We start from the raw sequence: 17,780 nt of genomic DNA on the forward strand, positions 1-17,780 counted from the left end.
CCGGAGCGCCAAGCACAATGCGCTGATGACCCTTTGATTTTTCTCACGACGCCGCCCACGCATGAAAAGATTGGTCCACCTGCACCACTATCGCGCCCTGCTGCGCAGCCTGTTTATCGCCGTGTTTATCGGCGTCGCCGCCGCCCTGGCGGTGTGGCTGTTCCACCGTTCGATGATTGGCCTCGAGTGGCTGCTGCTCGGCAATGCCGACGGTAGCCTGGTGGCCGCCGCCGCCGCGCTGCCCGGCTGGCGACGCGCGCTGACGCCCGCCCTCGGCGGTCTGGCGGCGGGCCTGCTGCTGTATATTCACCAGCGCTACCGTCACCAGCGTCCGGCGGCGCCCACCGACTATATGGAAGCGATTGAGACCGGTAACGGCAAGCTGGATACCGGCGCCAGTCTGGTGAAGTGTCTGGCGTCGCTGCTGGTGGTGTCGAGCGGCAGCGCCATCGGCCGTGAAGGCGCGATGATCCTGCTGGCGGCGCTGGTGGGATCGCTCTTCGCCCAGCGCTTTACGCACGAGAAAGAATGGAAACTGTGGGTGGCCTGCGCCGCCGCCGCCGGGATGGCCAGCGCCTATCATGCGCCGTTGGCGGGCAGCCTGTTTATCGCCGAGATCCTGTTCGGCACCCTGATGCTGGCCTCGCTCGGCCCGGTAGTGATCGCCGCAGTGAGCGCCCTGCTGATGACCAACCTGCTTAACGGCGGCCAGGCGCCGCTCTACCTGGTGACGCCGCTCGCCGCCCCTCTGCCGACGCAATACCTGCTGATGGCGCTGGTCGGCGTGGTGGCCGGCGCCGGCGGGCCGCTGTTTTTGTGGTTGATGACCGCCACCGGCCGCGCGTTCCGATCGCTGCGGTTGAAGCCGCCGTTGCAGCTGGCGCTGGGCGGCCTGATCGTCGGGCTGCTTTCGCTGCTGTTCCCACAGGTGTGGGGCAACGGTTACAGCGTGGTGCAGGCGCTGCTGATCGCGCCGCCGGGGGTGTTGCTGCTGGGCGCGATCCTGGTATGCAAGCTGTTGGCGATCCTCGCCAGCAGCGGGTCGGGCGCGCCCGGCGGGGTCTTCACCCCGACGCTGTTCGTCGGCGCTGCGCTCGGTTCTATCATCGGTCAGCTGTTCGGCCTGTGGCCGGGCATGGATGCGGCGGTGCCGCTGCTGCTGGCGCTGACCGGCATGGCCACCCTGCTGGCCGCCACCACCCATGCGCCGATCATGGCGGCGCTGATGGTGTTTGAAATGACCGGCGAATACGCGCTGCTGCCCGGCATTCTGCTGGCCTGCGTGATCGCCACCACCGTGTCGCGCGGCCTGCGGCCGGTATCGGTATACCACACCGCGCCACCGCCCAAACGCGAGGCTTAAAACTCGCCCTGCTGCAGCAGCTTCCTGAACTGCGGGCACTGCAGGTGTTCCGGTTCAGGGCAATCGACCATGTGCTGCAAACCGGCGCGCACCTGCCCCAGACGCCGCAGGGTGCGATCCAGTTCTTCAATCCGCGCCGCCAGCAGCCGGCGATCGAGGGCAATGCGTCCCCGCTCGTCAAACAGCGAGGCGATCTCATCCAGCGTAAATCCCGCCAGCCGCCCGAGGGCGATCAGCTTCAGTTGATCCAGCACCCCAGCAGCGTATTGGCGACGTAAACCATTGCGGCCTATCGACGCGATCAGCCCTTTTTTCTCGTAATGCCGCAGCGCCGAGGGCGCGATGCCGCTCAAACGCGCCACCTCGCCAATATCCAGTTCTTTTGCCATTGACTTGAAGTCGACTTTAAGTTGCACACTGTGCGCACATTACACCATGAGTGACTTTAAGGGCACGAAAATGACGACAGAAATTTTACTGATGATTATGCTGACCGGGGTGGGCGCCACGCTGTGCACCGATCTGTGGGCCATCGTGCAAAAGCGCGTGCTGGGCATCCCGCCCCTTAACTACGCGCTGGTTGGCCGCTGGTTTATCGGCCTGTTCGACGGCCGGTTTTATCACGCTCCGATCATGGCGGCGCCGGTGCGACGGGGAGAAAAAGCGATGGGATGGCTGCTGCACTACGCGATCGGCGTCGCCTTCGCCTTTATCCCGCTCGGCTTGGCGGGCATCGTGTGGTACGCCGCGCCGACGCCGCTGGTCGCGCTGCTGAGCGGCTGGCTGAGCCTGGCGGCGCCCTTCTTCGTGATGCAGCCGGCGTTGGGCTTTGGCGTAGCGGCGGCGAACACCCCCAATCCGACGCGTAGCCGCATCATCAGCCTGCTGGTGCATACGGTGTACGGCCTGGGGCTGTTTGTCTCCGCCCGTTTGTTGGCCCCTTTGCTGGCCTGAGCGCGTTAGCGCAGCAGCGTGGAGATGTCGAGATAGTGCGCCAGTTCGCGCTGCTCCGCGCGCGGCAGGTACGGAATTTCACCCAGCAGCGGCGCGGAAATGCGCTGCTGCAGCGCCGCGATGGTTTCGGCATAGTGCGCCAACCCCGGATTGATGCGGTTGGCGACCCAGCCCAGCAACGGCAGGCCGTCATTGATAATCGACTGTGCGGTCAGCAACGCGTGGCTGACGCAGCCCAGCTTGATGCCCACCACCAGCACCACCGGCAGCTGTTCCTGCACCACCCACTCGGCGTAAGGCCGCAGATCGTTCATCAGCACCCGCCAACCGCCGCTGCCTTCCACCACCACCGTATCGGCTTTGGCGGACAGATCCCGCAGACCGCTGCTCATCACGCCATAGTTGATGTCCTCGGTCGCATGCGCGTGAAACACCTCATCCAGGCAGGTGATGGGATTGATCTCCTCGTAGGACAGCGGCAGGGTTGAAGATGCCTGCAATACCAAAGCGTCTTTATTGCGGATGCCCTCGCTGGTTTCCTGGCAGCGCGCGGCGATCGGCTTGTAGCCGGCCACCGAACGGCCTTCGGCGGCCAGCGCCTGCATCAACCCGCGGGAAACCACGGTTTTACCGACGTCGGTATCCGTGCCTGTCACAAATAAACGCTTCAACATGAATAAAATGCCCCAGAATGCCCCGTTAACAATGTATCGCCGCACCGGCGGCGAAGAAGTCTTTCGGAAAAATTCTAGGGGATGCTGCCGCGTAGGGGCTTGAGGTAGCTCAATCTTTTGCAGGATTAATAAGAAGTTCTGATGTTAGCCTTGCAGCAGTTGCACCAGCAATGAACCATTGTACAGCGCCTCTTTCACCAGCGCCGCGCCGGGCATGGTGCCCTGATTGAAGAACTGCGTGGATTCGACCTTGACCTGCTCGCTGTAGGCCGGCAGCGCCTGCTGGCGAATGCAGGAGACGATGGCCGGGTGCAGGATCTCCGCCGCGCGGTTGAGCGGCGAGCCCACCAGGATCTTCTCCGGATTGAACAGGTTGACCATGATAGCCAGAATGCGCCCCACGCTGTGACCGACGCCGAGAATGATGTCCCGCGCCAGCTGATCGCCCGCCAGCGCGGCGTCGCACAGCGATTCGACGGTCAGCGGCGCGCCGTGCAGGCTGGAGCTCATCGAGCCGCTCAGCCGCTGCTGGGCAATCTCCAGCATGTTCTCGATGCTGGCCACGGTTTCGAGACAGCCGTGGTTGCCGCAGTAGCAGCGTTTGCCGTAGGGATCGACCTGGGTGTGGCCGATCTCCACCACGCTGTGGCTGCCGGCGTGCAGCACGTGGCCGCCGGTGATCACGCCGGCGCCGACGTTGTGGTCGATCACCACCTGAATCACGTTCTGGCTGCCGCGCGAGGCGCCATATAGCGCCTCGGCCATGGTCCAGGCGCTGATGTCATGCTGCAGGTAAACCGGCAGGCCGGTGCGGGTTTCCAGCGCCGGGCCGAGCGGCATCTCCAGCACGTCGTAAAACGGCATGCGGTGCACCACGCCGGACTGCACGTCGATCATGCCCGGCAGCGTAATGGCGATCGCCGTCAGCCGCTCCAGCTTGCTTTGGTGGCGGATAAAGAATTGGTCGACTTCGGTCAGGATGCGTTTCAGCAGCGGTTCGGGGTGTTCGGCCGCCAGCGGCAGCTGCTCCTCCACCACCAGTTTACTGCTGAGATCGCGCAGCGCCAGCGTGATGCTGCCGCGGCTGATACGGGCGGACAGGTAATGCCAGGCCTCGGTGTCCAGCACCAGCCCCACCGCCGGGCGGCCCCGGCTGCCGATTTCCTGGTACTCGGTTTCCTTGACCAGATGGGCTTCCAGCAGTTCGCGCACGATCTTGGTGATGCTGGCGGGCGCCAGCTGCGCGCGTTTTGACAGTTCGATACGCGAAATCGGGCCCAGCTGATCGATTAGCCGATAAACCGCCCCCGCATTGGTCTGCTTGATTTGATCGATATGCCCAGGCTGCCCAACCGCAATCACAAACCTGCTCCTACTATTTTTCGCGCTTCTAAATAAAGACTAGGGGTTATGGTGGGGCTTTTGTCATACAGCGTCAACTATTTGATTAGTTATGTGATTTGCTGCACAAATTCCTCGCAATTTCAGCGTGAATTGATTTTTATTTGCCCAAGTTCAACGTCATTTCAGCATCAACGCCATCAGCGCCTGCGCGGCAGCGGTCAGCGGCCGGCGGCGGTGATGCACCAGCCACACTTCGGTGGTGGCGTCCGGCTCCGCCAGCGGCAAATAGCGCACGCCGTCCACCCGCACCCGGGCGAAAGACGCCGGCAGAATCGAGACGCCCAATCCGGCGGAGACCAGCCCGATGATGGTCATCGCTTCCCCCACTTCCTGGGTGATATACGGGGTAATGCCGGCTTTGCCGAGCAGCAGCAGAATTTCGTCGTACAGCGCGGTGCCCACTTCGCGCGAGAAGAACACGAACGGTTCCCGCGCCAAGTGTTGAAACAGCAGCGCGCCGCCGGGCGTTTCCGCCAGCGGATGCCCTTCCGGCACCACCGCCACCAGCGGCTCACGCAGCAGCAGCTGATAGTGCAGCGCCTCCGGCAGCCGCGTATTGCGCATCACCCCCAGATCCAGCTCACCGTTCAGCAGCGGTTCGATCTGCTGTTTGGTGTTGATTTCGCGCATCTTGATGTGCACCTGCGGGGACTGCTGGCGAAAGGCGCGCAGGCTGCGCGCCACCACGCCGATAAAGGGCGCGGAAGAAGTAAAGCCGATGGTCATTTCCCCCAGTTCGCCGCGATCCAGGCGCGCCGCCTTTTCCGCCGCGCGCCCGACCTGATCGAGCACCTGATAGGCTTCTTTGAGGAACATCTCCCCGGCCTGCGTCAAGCTGACGTTGCGGTTGTTGCGCGCCAGCAAGCGCGCGCCGACCATCTCTTCCAGCGCCTGAATTTGCTGGCTGAGCGGCGGCTGGGAGATGCGCAACCGCTCGGCGGCGCGGCCAAAATGCAGCTCTTCCGCCACGGCGATAAAGTAACGCAGGTGTCTCAGTTCGATATTCATATTTAAAACGTCTTAATTTGAATTATTAATATATTAGACAAAAAATTCGCCGCTCCCTATCATTTTGTTATCTGTAACCTGTCTGTTTATCTCCCCGAAGTTCGGTAAGGAAACGCTGTGACAACCCCTGTGCGTTCTGCGGCCGCGATGCCGTCGACGCTGGCCGCCAACGATGACGCGGCCGCTGCGCCAAAAGTAAAACGCTCCACCCTCAACAACAAACTCCCCTATATCGAACGCGGCACGCCGCAGTTTATGCGCGTGACGCTGGCGCTGTTTTCCGCCGGGCTGGCGACCTTCGCGCTGCTCTACTGCGTGCAGCCGATCCTGCCGGTGCTGTCGCAAGATTTCGGCGTCTCGCCGGCGGAAAGCAGCCTGTCGCTTTCGGTCTCCACCGGCCTGCTGGCGATCGGCCTGATGTTTACCGGGCCGTTGTCCGACGCCATCGGCCGCAAGTCGGTGATGGTGGTGGCGCTGCTGCTGGCGGCGGTTTGCACGCTGATTTGCGCCTTTATGACCAGCTGGCACGGCATTTTGCTGATGCGCGCGCTGATCGGCCTGTCGCTGAGCGGCGTGGCGGCGGTCGGCATGACCTACCTCAGCGAAGAGATCCATCCGAGCTTCGTCGCCTTCTCGATGGGGCTGTATATCAGCGGCAACTCGATCGGCGGCATGAGCGGCCGCCTGGTGACCGGGGTGTTGACCGATTTCTTTTCCTGGCGCGTATCGCTTGGCGTCATCGGCCTGTTCGCCCTCGCCGCCGCCTGCATGTTCTGGCGTATCCTGCCTGCCTCGCGGCATTTTCGCGCCAGCTCGCTGCGCCCCCGCACCCTGCTGATCAACTTCAAACTGCATTGGCACGATAAGGGGCTGCCGCTGCTGTTCGCGGAGGGTTTCCTGCTGATGGGCAGCTTCGTCACCCTGTTCAACTACATCGGTTATCGCCTGCTGGCGGATCCTTACCACCTGAGCCAGGCGGTGGTCGGCCTGCTGTCGGTGGTGTACCTCACCGGTTCCTACAGCTCGCCCAAGGCCGGCGCGCTCACCTCACGCTTCGGACGTGGCCCGGTGCTGCTGGCGTCTATCGTGATTATGCTGATCGGGATCCTGATTACCGCGCTGCCGCAGGTGCCGGCGATCTTTATCGGCATGATGCTGTTCACCGCCGGTTTCTTCGCCGCCCACTCGGTGGCCAGCAGCTGGATTGGCCGCCGCGCGCGCCGCGCCAAAGGCCAGGCGTCGTCGCTGTATCTGTTCTGCTATTACGTCGGCTCCAGCGTGGCCGGCACCCTCGGCGGCGTGTTCTGGCACAGCTTCGGCTGGAATGGCGTGGCGGCGTTCATCAGCCTGATGCTGTTGCTGGCGCTGCTGGTGGTGCATTACCTGAAACGCCTGCCGGAAGCGGCCCGTCTCTGAAAAGAAAAAGCCGCGGCGACTTGCCGCGGCTCGTCATGCCGGAGCCTGTGATTATTGACCGGTTTTCCAGCGGGTGCGCAGGTACTTCACGGCCTTATCCGTTTGCGGCTCGGTCAGATAACGTTGCCGGAACAGGATGGTTCCCCCCATCCCCGGCAGGCTCTCGTTGAGATCCAACTGCCTTTTCAGCTCGGGGACGCCGCCGTCGACGGTCCAGGCCGGCTCGCTGGCCGATGGCGTGCCCACTTTATACAGCGCCACCCCGGCATAAAGCCGAACCGGCGTGCCTTTCACCACCTCGGCCCACCAGTTGGCCAGCACGTCGTAGCGGACAATTTCACGATCAAAAGGCCAATACAGCTGCGGTGCGATGTAGTCGAGCAGCCCCAGCTTGACCCACTGGCGCGTATCGGCATAGGCCGTATCGTACGACGGCGCGCCGGCCCGCGTCGCCGAGCCGGCAGGATCGTCCGCTTGGTTTCGCCATACGCCCGCCGGGCTGACGCCAAACGCGACTGCGGGCTTCAACGCTTTGACGGTGGCGGAAACCTGTTTTATCAATTGCAGCGTATTGTCTCTTCGCCAGGCGGCTTTGTCTGCAAACCCTTGGCCGTATTCGCGATACGTCCTTTCATCATCCAGCGGCGATTGCGGCGTTTCGTAATAGAAATAATCGTCAAACTGAATGCCGTCGACATCATAGTTTTTGACGACTTCAGCCACCACGCCGGTGATCCAGTTGCGCACGTCGGGCAGACCAGGATCGAGCACGAAGCGATCGCTGGCGGTGCGTATCCAGTCGGGATGCAGCGCATAGACGCTGGCCGGCGGCGACTGCAGCGTATGATTAAGTGCATCTATCGTTTGCTGTCGGGTATTCATGGAAACCCGATAAGGGTTCAGCCAGGCGTGGACCTTGATGCCGCGCCGGTGCGCTTCTGTCAGCATAAAGGCCAGCGGATCATAATCGGGATCCTGGCCCACGGTGCCGGTCAATACCTCCGACCAGGGCAAGATGTCAGAACGCCACAGGGCCGTTCCGTCCGGTTTAACCTGAAAATACACCGTGTTAATCCCGGTTTTCACCATGTCGTCCAGCGCGTCCGTCAGCCCCTGCTTCTGCAGGCGCGCCCGCTCTTGCGGGGATTTCGCTTTCAGCGAGGCCGCCGGCGGCCAGTCCAATCCAATGACCGTGGACAGCCAGATGCCCCGCATCGGTGTAACCGGCGGTGTCGGCCGCGAGGGCTTCTCCGGTTCGGGGGGCTTGGCGCATCCGCCCACGCCCAGCATGGCGGCCATCAACAGCCATCCGCCTAATTTTGTTGCGCCTGTCGGCATCAGTATTCTCCTTCCGTGAGTGACGGTTATCCCATGTCGCGGCGTGCGGAGCAAGAAACCGCCCGCTTTCTCAACGCTAGCAAGCTGCCGGCGTCGCCCTTTCTGACGACGCCGGTACTTGTCCCATTACCAGCTCAGCCCCGTCCCGCGAGGGAATGCGATTTTGCCCGTGTTGGTCTCCACATCGTAGTCATGCCAGGTGTTGACCGGCAGTTTGCCCTGCGGGGTGATTTTCCCCGTCAGCACCTGCGCCAGCGATACCATCGAGTGGCCGCGCCATACCCCGCCGTCATAGCCGTAATAGGAATAGGTAGCGACAGCCGCCTCCACCTCTGCGGCATAGTTCACGATATCGTAAGGTGCGCGCAGTGAGAGATGAACGCGCTTTTTCCCCTGCTCGGCGGCGTATTTCAGCCAGCCCGGATAAGGACTGGTATCATTAGCCGCCCCGGTTGCGGAGGTCACGACCCCATCCTGCTCGGCAGGCGTAAAGCGGGTTGAGAGGGTTCCGAGCAAGAACACGTCGCAGCCGGCAATATGTTCCCTGACCTGGGCGTCGCTCAGTTCCGTTTCCTTCGCGGCCACGACGTTCTGATAGCCCTCCTGCGCCATCACGTTCGCGATGCCGTTGGCCTGCTCGCCCCACGGCGTCAGAATAAAGTAGCGCAGCGCCTTGTCCTTTAGCGGCAGCAGACATTGACGGTTGATAACCACGGTAATGGAACGATCGGCGATGCGCTTTTCCAGCCTGTGCGCTGACGACGCAACGTCGTTGGAACAAGGTTTATCGCTATGGCCCATCAGGCCATGGCGTAATTTCAGGCGCAAAATGCGCTCGACCGAGGCATCGATATCAGCCTCGCTGAGATGCCCGGTTTTCACCCGCTCCGCAATGTAGCGGATAAGCTCGGGCAGCAGGCTCGCCTGCGCCGGCGAGGCGATGCTGACAGGCATCAGGGCGATATCCACCCCGGCGATAAAGACGTTTTCAGCCGCCGCTTGCTGGCTGAAATGCTCGGCAATCGCGCCCATATCCAGCGCGTCTGAAATCGTTACGCCGGCATAACCCAGCTCATTGCGCAGGATCTGGGTCTGGATTTCGCGCGACATGGTGGCCGGCACCGTAATTTTATCACCGTTGCGGGTGTCGATCTGGCTGTTATCCAGTGCGGGGTACTGAATATGCGCAGTCATCACCATGTCTGGCGCCACGCAGCGGTCAATGGCCTGCTTGTAAGGCGCGATATCGATGGCAAAGGCCTCTTCCCGCGTACGATCGACGCGCGGCAAACCGGTATGCGAATCGGTGGAGGTGCTGCCATGGCCGGGGAAGTGTTTGTACGCGGTGATCAGCCCTTGCTGCTTCATCCCCGCCACCATTTTCTCGGCCAGGCGGGCAACGGTGTTCTTATCATCGCTGAAGGCGCGAACGTTAATCACCGGGTTGAACGGGTTGGTGTTGACATCAACGACCGGGGCAAAGTTGGTATTGATATGCAACGCGCGCATATCCTGGGCCATCAGTTTGCCCTGTTCAACGGCGAGCTGTTTATCCGCGCCGCCCTCAATCGCCGCCGCCAGCGCCATATTGCCGGGGAATGAGGCGTAGTCGCCGCGCGGCAGCCGGAAAACGTTACCGCCTTCGTTATCCGTACCAATAAACAAACGAACGCCGGCGTGCGTTTTCATCGCGGCATACCAGGCCGTCAGCGTTTTGATCTGCTGCTTGTCTTTCAGATTATTGGCAAACAGGATCACCCCACCTATGTGGTTATCGGTGATCAGCTTGCCAATGGCTGCATCGGGAACGGTCATATCCTGATTGCTGCTACCGTTCTGATCCCAGTAGCGAAAATCCAGCATGATTTTTTGCCCGATCTTCTCTTCCAGCGTCATGTTTTTGACTTTCTGTTTAATATCCACCGTAAACCTCCGTTTAAAGCACCCGTTAATGACAGAAGAAAAGATAACCCGAGGGGCTTATAGCGTCCTGCCATTCTGTTTGTTCCAGCGATTGGACAACGGCAAACAAGAAATGGACTAAACAAAAAATAAACGAGCGAGAGAATTCCCCCTGCTGCCCGCCCTATTTCCCCTGGTAAGCTGGGCGGGCAGTTTAGCCGAGTATTGCCCCATTGCTGATGTTGCCCCCAGTCGGCCGCTCTTCTATAGTATGTTGTAACTAATATGGGAGTGAGCGATGAGCAGATACGATGTGATTGGCCGAATGAACGCCTGCTTTAACGAGCTGGAGCAGGCGCTCGGCGCGTTGCAGCAGCAGATCGCCCCGCTGCGGTTGCTGGCGGCGCGGGTGTTCAGCCTGCCGGAGGTTGAAAAAGGCCAGGAACATCAGGCGATTTCGCATATCGCGGTCGAGCAGCATGTGGGGCAAGCGGCGCGCGATCTGGCGCTGGAACACTATCAACGGTTGTTCATCCACCATAACCGGGAGAATGTCAGCAGCAAGGCCGCCGTGCGCCTGCCCGGCGTCATCTGTCTGGCGGTGGAACAACCGGAATATCAAACGTTGCAGGCGCAGTTGGCGCTGATCAACCGCCTGAAGAGTGAACTGGAGCAGATTATCACCGTCGATTCCGGTCTGGCGCCGGAGCAGCGTTTCGAGTTCGTGCACACCCATCTGCACGGGCTGATTACCCTCAGCGCCTACCGCACCCTCACCGCCCTGACCAATCCCGACTCCGTGCGCTTCGGCTGGGCCAACAAGCACATCATCAAAAACGTCAAGCGGGACGACATTCTGGCGCAGCTGGAGAAAAGCCTGAAAGCCGGCCGCGCGGTGCCGCCGCACAGCCGTGAACAGTGGGCCGCCCTGGTCAGCCGCGAAATAGACGATGTCAGCCGCCTGCCGCAGCATGCGACGCTGAAAATCAAGCGGCCGGTAAAAGTGCAGCCGATCGCCCGGGTGTGGTATCAGCAGCAGCAAAAACAGGTGCAACACCCCTGCCCGCTGCCGCTGATCGCCCTGTGTCAGGTTGAAAACGGCGCTGCGGTGCCGAAGATTGGCGAGCTGCTCAACTACGACGCCGACGCGGTGAAACACCGTTACAAACCCGACGCCAGACCGCTGCGGCTGCTGGTGCCGCGCTTGCACCTGTATGCCGACGACGCTACTCGCTGAGGGCATATACCCGCAGGCGATGGCCGTCCGGATCCCGCGCCACGAAGGTGTAACCGAATTCCATCTCGGTCGGCGTTTGCTCGATAGGCAGCCCGAGTTCGCGCCACTGGTTATAGCGCGCCTCGACCTCTTGCGGATCCTGGCACAAGAAGCCCAGCTCACCGCCGCCGCCGGTCAACGTGGCGGCGGGTTTTACCCCCTGTTTGGCCCACATCCCCAGCTTGAAGCCGTTGTTGAGTACGAACAGGGCGAAGCCGGGAGAAAGTTCCACCGGCGCCTGTCCCAATAAACGTTGATAAAAGGCGGCGCTGTTGAGCGGGTTGTCGACGTAAAGCAGGGTCATGCTGGGAAGGGTCATCGGTCTGTCCTCTGGATGATGGGAACCGGTCGGTTCCCGATAGGCACAGACTAAGGCGCGCGACTGACAGTTTATGGCAGCAGCGTACCGTTATTGCTCCGCAATGCCCTCGCTGAGGCGCCACTCTTTCAGCAGCCGCCGCCGGCCACGCGGATAACGCTGTTCCAACGGCGTGGCGGCCTGGATGCGATCGAGGCGAAAATGGCGAAAGGCCTGACGCAGCTCGCACCAGGCGACCAACATCTGAAACTGATCGAAAAAGCCCAGCGCAAAGGGCCAAAGCAGGCGTTCGCTGCGCTGTCCCGCCAGATCGAGGTAGTCGATATGCAGTTTGCGCTCGCGGCGGATGGTGTCACGGATCAGCACCCGCATCTCATCCGCCACCGGCGGCGCCTGAACCGGCGCGATAAGCAGCGTATTGGCCTCCAGCTCCTCCCGCAGCGCCGGCGGCAGCACCGCGGCGATCTTGGCCAGCGCCTGGCCCGCCGCGCTCGCCAATTGGCTGTCGCCGCGGCGGCTGACCCAGCGCATCCCCAGCACCAGCGCTTCTGTCTCCGCCGGCGAGAACATCAACGGCGGCAGCATAAAGCCGGGGCGCAGCACATAGCCGACGCCCGCCTCACCGGCGATCTCCGCCCCCTGTTGCTGCAGCGTAGCGATATCGCGGTACAGGGTGCGCATGCTGATGCCCAGCGTCTGCGCCAGCGCATGGCCCGCCACCGGATAACGGTGGCTGCGCAGCAGCTGCATCAGATCAAGTAAACGTTGTGCGCGCGACATCTTAATTTCTCCATAAAAAAGGGGCTTACCTCAGTAAGCCCCCGGTTGCCTCACAGATCAATTATTTCTGCATGCTGCCGACCATCGCTTCCGGCCGCACCCACTCGTCGAACTGCGCTTCGGTCAGGTAGCCGAGCTTCAGCGCCGCGGCTTTCAGCGTCAGCCCTTCCTTGTGCGCTTTCTTGGCGATTTCCGCCGCTTTGTCATAACCGATGTGGGTGTTGAGCGCCGTCACCAGCATCAGCGATTCATTCAGCAATTGGGTGATGCGATCGCGGTTCGGTTCGATACCCACCGCGCAGTGCTCGTTAAAGCCCTGCATGCCGTCGGCCAGCAGGCGAATCGACTGCAGGTAGTTGTGGATCACCATCGGGCGGAACACGTTCAGCTCGAAGTTGCCGGAAGCGCCGCCGATGTTCACCGCCACGTCGTTGCCCAGCACCTGCGCGCACAGCATGGTCATCGCTTCGCACTGGGTCGGGTTGACCTTGCCCGGCATGATGGAACTGCCCGGCTCGTTCTCCGGGATCGAAATCTCACCGATGCCGCAGCGCGGGCCGGACGCCAGCCAACGCACGTCGTTGGCGATCTTCATCAGCGAAGCCGCCAGCCCTTTCAGTGCGCCATGCCCTTGCACCAGCGCGTCGCAGGTCGCCAGCGCTTCGAACTTGTTCGGCGCGGTGACGAACGGCTGATGGGTCAATTCCGCCAGCGCTTTAGCGACGCGCACCGCGTACTCCGGATGGGTGTTCAGGCCGGTGCCGACCGCCGTGCCGCCCAGCGCCAGCTCGGCAATGTGCGGGATACTGTCCTCGATGTGTTTCAGATTGTGCGCCAGCATCGCCGCCCAACCGGATATCTCCTGCCCCAGGGTCAGCGGCGTGGCGTCCTGCAGATGGGTGCGGCCGATTTTGACGATGTCGCGGTAGGCTTCGGCCTTGTCGCTCAGCGTCTTGTGCAGCACTTTCAGCTCGGGGATCAGGTGCTCGCGCAGCGCAATCACCGCCGCCACGTGCATCGCGGTGGGAAACACGTCGTTGGAGCTTTGGCTTTTATTGACGTCGTCGTTCGGGTGCACCTTGCGCTCTTCACCGCGCACGCCGCCCAGCAGCTCGCTGGCGCGGTTGGCCAACACTTCGTTCATGTTCATGTTGGTCTGGGTGCCGGAGCCGGTTTGCCAGATTGACAACGGGAACTGGTCGGCATGGCGATCCGCCAGCACTTCGTCGGCGGCCTTGATGATAGCGGCGCCCCGTTCGGCCGGCAGCAGCCCCAGATCCACGTTCACCTGCGCGGCGGCGCGCTTGGTCAACGCCAGCGCGTGGATCAGCGCGGTCGGCATCTTTTCGGAGGAAATACGGAAATGCGCCAACGAACGCTGGGTTTGCGCGCCCCACAGCTTGTCGGCCGGTACTTCGATGGGGCCCATAGAGTCTTTTTCGATACGAACGCCTGCCATCATGATCTCCTTAGCATAATTCCTAAAATTGTAGGGTTAGGCCGACGCGCTACCCCCCGTCGGCATGCACTCCCAGTATAGTGACATAATAACTATTCGCATTAAGAGAGTTATCTCACAGCACGTTTCATCTCTTTTACCCATTAACGGCGCGGTTATTTTCCGCCGGTTAACCCGCGGTGAAATAAACGGCCGGGAATGAGCCTGGAGAATAAAAATGTGGATAACCATTAATGCGGATGACGCGAATTAAAATTATTGATGCGTTGCGCCTGTAAATGATTGAGCTCATCGAACCGTTGCTGCTGCAGATGATTGATCTCGTCGTAGGCGTCCTGCCGTTCATTATGCCGATACACCCCGGTCGCCGCCGCACCGGCGGTGAGTGCCAGCGGATGCGCCACAGCCGCGACCGGCGCGGGTGTAACGACGATCGGTGCCGGCGCGATCACCACGGTGCGTGGCGCCGCGTAGGGATAGGCGACAATCACCGCCGCCTGGGTTGCGCCGGTGCAAAGCCCCAATAGCAACAACAGTTTTTTCATGCAACAGACCTCTTGTTTCGTTAAATCGACGTGTTGGCCGTTACGGTAAACGGGTCTGACGCGCAGGTTTAAGCTCAGCGTGTGATAGCCCGGCGCAGCGCGAAAATAATAATTAAGGGAATGGCTCAGACGGTAAAAAATAAATTCAGCCGACATAGTTTGACATGCTGAAAAAATAAATAATGACGCAGAATGACCAAGCTATCGGCAATAATTCCGCGGGGCCAAAGAATAATCGATCGGCGGGTTTTCCGGGCCGCCTTGAGGCCTGCGCGCCAATTGAGACGCCGATCGTTATCACGCTATACTTTGGCCCCGTTGCCGGGCGCGACGTTATCCGGCGTTTTTTTGATCGCGCCCATGATTTTTCCTGCCGACGCGGGCGTAGGATAGGTGTCGGCACAGATTTAGTTAACCGTATAAAATCAGTGGGTTATTGTCATCCAGTACGACAATGACGTTAAGGACGTTTATCGACATGCAAAAAATGACCAACGCGGTACAGCATTACGCCTGGGGCAGCCACGATGCGCTGCCCCGTCTTTACGGCATCGCCAACCCGGATAATCAGCCGATGGCCGAACTGTGGATGGGCGCCCATCCCAAGAGCCCTTCCCGCGTGCCGGGCGCCGACGGTGAACTGCGTTCGCTGCGCGATCTGATCGACGAAGACCAGCCAAAACAGCTGGGCGCCAACGTCGCCAGCCGTTTTGGCGAGTTGCCGTTCCTGTTTAAAGTGCTGTGCGCCGATCAGCCGCTGTCGATCCAGGTCCACCCGAGCAAAGCGGCGGCCGAGGTCGGCTTCGCGAAAGAGAACGCCGCAGGCATCCCGCTGAGCGCCGCCGAACGCAACTACAAAGATCCTAATCACAAGCCCGAGCTGGTGTTCGCCCTGACGCCGTTCCTGGCGATGAACGGTTTTCGTGAATTGGCCGATATCGTTTCCCTGCTGCAGCCGATCGCCGGCGCGCACCACGACATCGCCGCCTTCCTGCAGCAGCCGGACACCGCCCATCTCGCGACCCTGTTCGCCAGCCTGTTGACGATGAGCGGCGAACAAAAATCGCTGGCGCTCGGCGTGCTGAAAGCCGCGCTCAACAACCAGCAGGGGGAACCCTGGGATACCGTGCGCTTCATCGCCGGCTTCTATCCGGACGACAGCGGTCTGTTCTCACCGCTGCTGTTGAACGTGGTGCAGCTCGCGCCGGGCGAGGCGATGTTCCTGTATGCCGAAACGCCTCACGCCTACCTGAAAGGCGTGGCGCTGGAGGTGATGGCCAACTCGGATAACGTGCTGCGCGCGGGCCTGACGCCGAAATTCATCGACGTGCCCGAGCTGCTGGCCAACCTGCAGTTCCGCCCGCAACCGGCTTCCGGCCTGCTGACCCAACCGGAGCAACGCGGCAACGAGCTGTTCTTCCCGATCCCGGTGGAAGATTTCGCCTTCTCACTGCACGATTTGACCGCCGCGCCGCAGGCGCTGGCACAGCGAAGCGCCGCCATCGTGTTCTGCGTCGCCGGCGAAGCGACGCTGGAGAAATCCGGGCAACGCCTGACGCTCAAACCGGGCGAATCCTGCTTTATCGGGGCGTTCGAATCCCCGGTCAACGTCAGCGGCAGCGGCCGCATCGCCCGGGTTTATAACCAACTGGCCTAACCGTTGATAAATTTCAGCAAATTGCTTGCTGAAAGCGAGAGCTGCCCCCACAATTAAACGCCTGCGGGCGTTTTTTGGCGGCCCCTATTTGCCCCTCCCACGCAACGGAGGGTGATAAGAAAAAAGGATGAAACAGAGCTATGAAAAAATCGTTAGTCGCTGTCAGCGTCATTGTCGTTCTTGGCGCAGCATGGACCGGGGCATCCTGGTACACCGGGAAACAGATCGAGCAGCACATGGGCGAAGTCGTCGACAACGCCAATGGCCAATTGAAAGCCTACCTGCCGAAAGCCGGCGTCAAGCTGAGCTATGAAAATTACCAGCGCGGCCTGTTCAGCAGCAAAGTGCGTTATGTGCTGCGTTCCGACGGCACGGATACCAGCGAAAACGCGGCGCTGAAAGCCGGTGAAGAAGTGGCGTTCCTGGAAACCATCGATCACGGTCCGTTCCCGTTCGCGCAGCTGAAAAAATTCAACCTGCTGCCGAGCATGGCGTCGGTGCATACCGAGCTGGAAAACACCCCGGCGGTGAAAGGCCTGTTTGAAACCACCAAAGGCAAATCGCTGTTTACCGCCGATTCGCGCATCTCGTACAGCGGCGATACCGCGTCCACCATCGACTTTATCCCACTGGACTACCAGAAGGATAAATCTTCGCTGAAATTCAGCGGCGCCACCATTGACGCCGACGTGTCCCGCGATCTGAAAAAATTCGCGCTGGACGCCAATAGCGACACTATCGTGTTCGCCAGCCCGAATGAATTCGGCCAAAACGAGCAGATCACCTTCCAGGGCTTCAACCTGAAAGGCAACAGCAACGAAAGCAAGTTCGGCGTGAAGCTCGGCGATCAGACGATGACCCTGAAACAGTTCAAACTGACGATCGACGGTAAAGACACCGTGGCGTTGGACGGTTTCAATCTGGTGAGCAAGTTCGGCGAGCAAGGCAGCAGCAACATCGGTGGCCAGATCGACTACACCATGGACGCGCTCAAGGTGCAGGGCAACGACTTCGGCGCCGGTAAACTGACGCTGAAAATCGACAACGTCGACGGCAAGGCGCTGAAAGACTTCTCCGACAGCTACAACCGCCAAACCATGGCGCTGCTGCAGCAGGGCGAGAACCTGGATCCGGACGTCTACGAACAGCAGACCTCCGAGATGCTGCAAAAGAACCTGCCGATGCTGCTGAAAGGCAATCCAAGCCTCAGCATCGCCCCGCTGAGCTGGAAAAACAGCAAGGGTGAGAGCATCTTCACGCTGGATCTGGCGATGACCGATCCGAGCAAGGCCGCCTCCCCGGCACAATCGCCGGATCAGCTGATCGCTCAGGCGGTTAAAAAGCTGGATCTCAGCCTGACCATTCCGGAAGCGATGGCCACCGAAGTGACCGCGAAGACCGCCTTGTTGCAGGGCTATAATGCGGAAGACGCGCAGAAACTGGCGCAGCAGCAAGTGCAGGGCCTGGCGGCCATGGGCCAGATGTTCAAACTGACCACCCAGAAAGACGGCGTGATCGCGAGCCAGTTCCATTACGCTGACAATCAGGTTGACCTGAACGGCAACAAAATGTCGCTGCAGGAGTTCATCGGCCAGTTCGCCATGCTGGGCGCCCCGGCGGAAGACGCTGAACCGGCGCAGGAAGCGGAACCCGCTCCGGCACCGGCGCAGTAATCGCCTGAAAAC

General features: G+C 61.0%; 16 protein-coding genes. 6 read left to right on the forward strand and 10 right to left on the reverse strand.

Going from position 1 to position 17,780, the window contains the following annotated elements:
• The first annotated feature begins 61 nt into the window (after positions 1-61).
• Positions 62-1,363 carry a voltage-gated ClC-type chloride channel ClcB gene (gene clcB, locus CRO23_RS12680; RefSeq protein ID WP_016927862.1) on the forward strand — a complete coding sequence of 434 codons (1,302 nt, stop codon included), beginning with the start codon at positions 62-64 and terminating at the stop codon, positions 1,361-1,363.
• On the opposite strand, the gene CRO23_RS12685 is transcribed toward clcB, so the two are convergent.
• Positions 1,360-1,752 carry a helix-turn-helix domain-containing protein gene (locus CRO23_RS12685; protein ID WP_016927863.1) on the reverse strand — a complete coding sequence of 131 codons (393 nt, stop codon included), beginning with the start codon at positions 1,750-1,752 and terminating at the stop codon, positions 1,360-1,362. The genes clcB and CRO23_RS12685 overlap by 4 nt on opposite strands.
• Before the next feature lie 70 nt (positions 1,753-1,822).
• Here CRO23_RS12685 and CRO23_RS12690 point away from each other — a divergent pair, with 70 nt between their 5' ends.
• Positions 1,823-2,317 (forward strand): DUF2938 family protein, encoded by a 495-nt coding sequence (locus tag CRO23_RS12690; protein ID WP_028128193.1) that lies wholly within the window; start codon positions 1,823-1,825, stop codon positions 2,315-2,317.
• 5 nt (positions 2,318-2,322) lie between these two features.
• Here the strand turns inward: CRO23_RS12690 and bioD are convergent, their stop codons facing one another.
• The 3 genes from bioD to CRO23_RS12705 form a co-directional block, all read right to left on the reverse strand.
• Positions 2,323-2,991: a dethiobiotin synthase gene (gene bioD, locus CRO23_RS12695; RefSeq protein WP_004938529.1), complete on the reverse strand. Its 669-nt coding sequence runs from the start codon at positions 2,989-2,991 to the stop codon at positions 2,323-2,325.
• Between the two features lie 144 nt (positions 2,992-3,135).
• Complete coding sequence (mlc, locus tag CRO23_RS12700; protein WP_016927865.1) at positions 3,136-4,353, reverse strand: sugar metabolism global transcriptional regulator Mlc; 1,218 nt, start codon at positions 4,351-4,353, stop codon at positions 3,136-3,138.
• Between the two features lie 159 nt (positions 4,354-4,512).
• Positions 4,513-5,403 (reverse strand): LysR substrate-binding domain-containing protein, encoded by an 891-nt coding sequence (locus tag CRO23_RS12705; protein ID WP_016927866.1) that lies wholly within the window; start codon positions 5,401-5,403, stop codon positions 4,513-4,515.
• A 147-nt stretch (positions 5,404-5,550) separates the two neighbouring features.
• Between CRO23_RS12705 and CRO23_RS12710 the strand changes: the two genes are divergently transcribed.
• Positions 5,551-6,819 (forward strand): MFS transporter, encoded by a 1,269-nt coding sequence (locus CRO23_RS12710; protein WP_170913122.1) that lies wholly within the window; start codon positions 5,551-5,553, stop codon positions 6,817-6,819.
• A 51-nt stretch (positions 6,820-6,870) separates the two neighbouring features.
• On the opposite strand, the gene CRO23_RS12715 is transcribed toward CRO23_RS12710, so the two are convergent.
• Both CRO23_RS12715 and CRO23_RS12720 read right to left on the reverse strand, forming a co-directional pair.
• On the reverse strand, positions 6,871-8,157 hold the full coding sequence (locus CRO23_RS12715; protein ID WP_028128191.1) for a glycoside hydrolase family 10 protein: 1,287 nt from the start codon (positions 8,155-8,157) through the stop codon (positions 6,871-6,873).
• A 126-nt stretch (positions 8,158-8,283) separates the two neighbouring features.
• Positions 8,284-10,080: a glycoside hydrolase family 3 protein gene (locus CRO23_RS12720; protein ID WP_079451286.1), complete on the reverse strand. Its 1,797-nt coding sequence runs from the start codon at positions 10,078-10,080 to the stop codon at positions 8,284-8,286.
• Positions 10,081-10,357: 277 nt separating this feature from the next.
• Between CRO23_RS12720 and tus the strand changes: the two genes are divergently transcribed.
• Positions 10,358-11,296, forward strand: a complete 939-nt coding sequence (gene tus / locus CRO23_RS12725) for a DNA replication terminus site-binding protein (RefSeq protein WP_079451287.1) — start codon at positions 10,358-10,360, stop codon at positions 11,294-11,296.
• Here the strand turns inward: tus and CRO23_RS12730 are convergent.
• From CRO23_RS12730 to CRO23_RS12745, 4 genes are all read right to left on the reverse strand, one after another.
• Complete coding sequence (locus CRO23_RS12730) at positions 11,286-11,654, reverse strand: VOC family protein (RefSeq protein ID WP_028128189.1); 369 nt, start codon at positions 11,652-11,654, stop codon at positions 11,286-11,288. The two genes, tus and CRO23_RS12730, sit on opposite strands and share 11 nt — an antisense overlap.
• 90 nt (positions 11,655-11,744) lie before the next feature.
• Complete coding sequence (locus CRO23_RS12735) at positions 11,745-12,434, reverse strand: helix-turn-helix transcriptional regulator (protein ID WP_016927872.1); 690 nt, start codon at positions 12,432-12,434, stop codon at positions 11,745-11,747.
• 61 nt (positions 12,435-12,495) lie between these two features.
• Positions 12,496-13,893 (reverse strand): class II fumarate hydratase, encoded by a 1,398-nt coding sequence (fumC, locus tag CRO23_RS12740; RefSeq protein ID WP_016927873.1) that lies wholly within the window; start codon positions 13,891-13,893, stop codon positions 12,496-12,498.
• Between the two features lie 230 nt (positions 13,894-14,123).
• Positions 14,124-14,594 carry a hypothetical protein gene (locus tag CRO23_RS12745; protein ID WP_228009684.1) on the reverse strand — a complete coding sequence of 157 codons (471 nt, stop codon included), beginning with the start codon at positions 14,592-14,594 and terminating at the stop codon, positions 14,124-14,126.
• A 322-nt stretch (positions 14,595-14,916) separates the two neighbouring features.
• Here CRO23_RS12745 and manA point away from each other — a divergent pair, with 322 nt between their 5' ends.
• Both manA and CRO23_RS12755 read left to right on the forward strand, forming a co-directional pair.
• Positions 14,917-16,095 (forward strand): mannose-6-phosphate isomerase, encoded by a 1,179-nt coding sequence (manA, locus tag CRO23_RS12750; RefSeq protein WP_097102128.1) that lies wholly within the window; start codon positions 14,917-14,919, stop codon positions 16,093-16,095.
• 140 nt (positions 16,096-16,235) lie between these two features.
• Positions 16,236-17,768, forward strand: a complete 1,533-nt coding sequence (locus tag CRO23_RS12755) for a YdgA family protein (RefSeq protein ID WP_028128187.1) — start codon at positions 16,236-16,238, stop codon at positions 17,766-17,768.
• The last annotated feature ends 12 nt before the right edge of the window (positions 17,769-17,780 follow it).

The sequence above is a fragment of the Serratia sp. JKS296 genome (assembly GCF_900215445.1).
Classification (GTDB): domain Bacteria; phylum Pseudomonadota; class Gammaproteobacteria; order Enterobacterales; family Enterobacteriaceae; genus Serratia; species Serratia marcescens.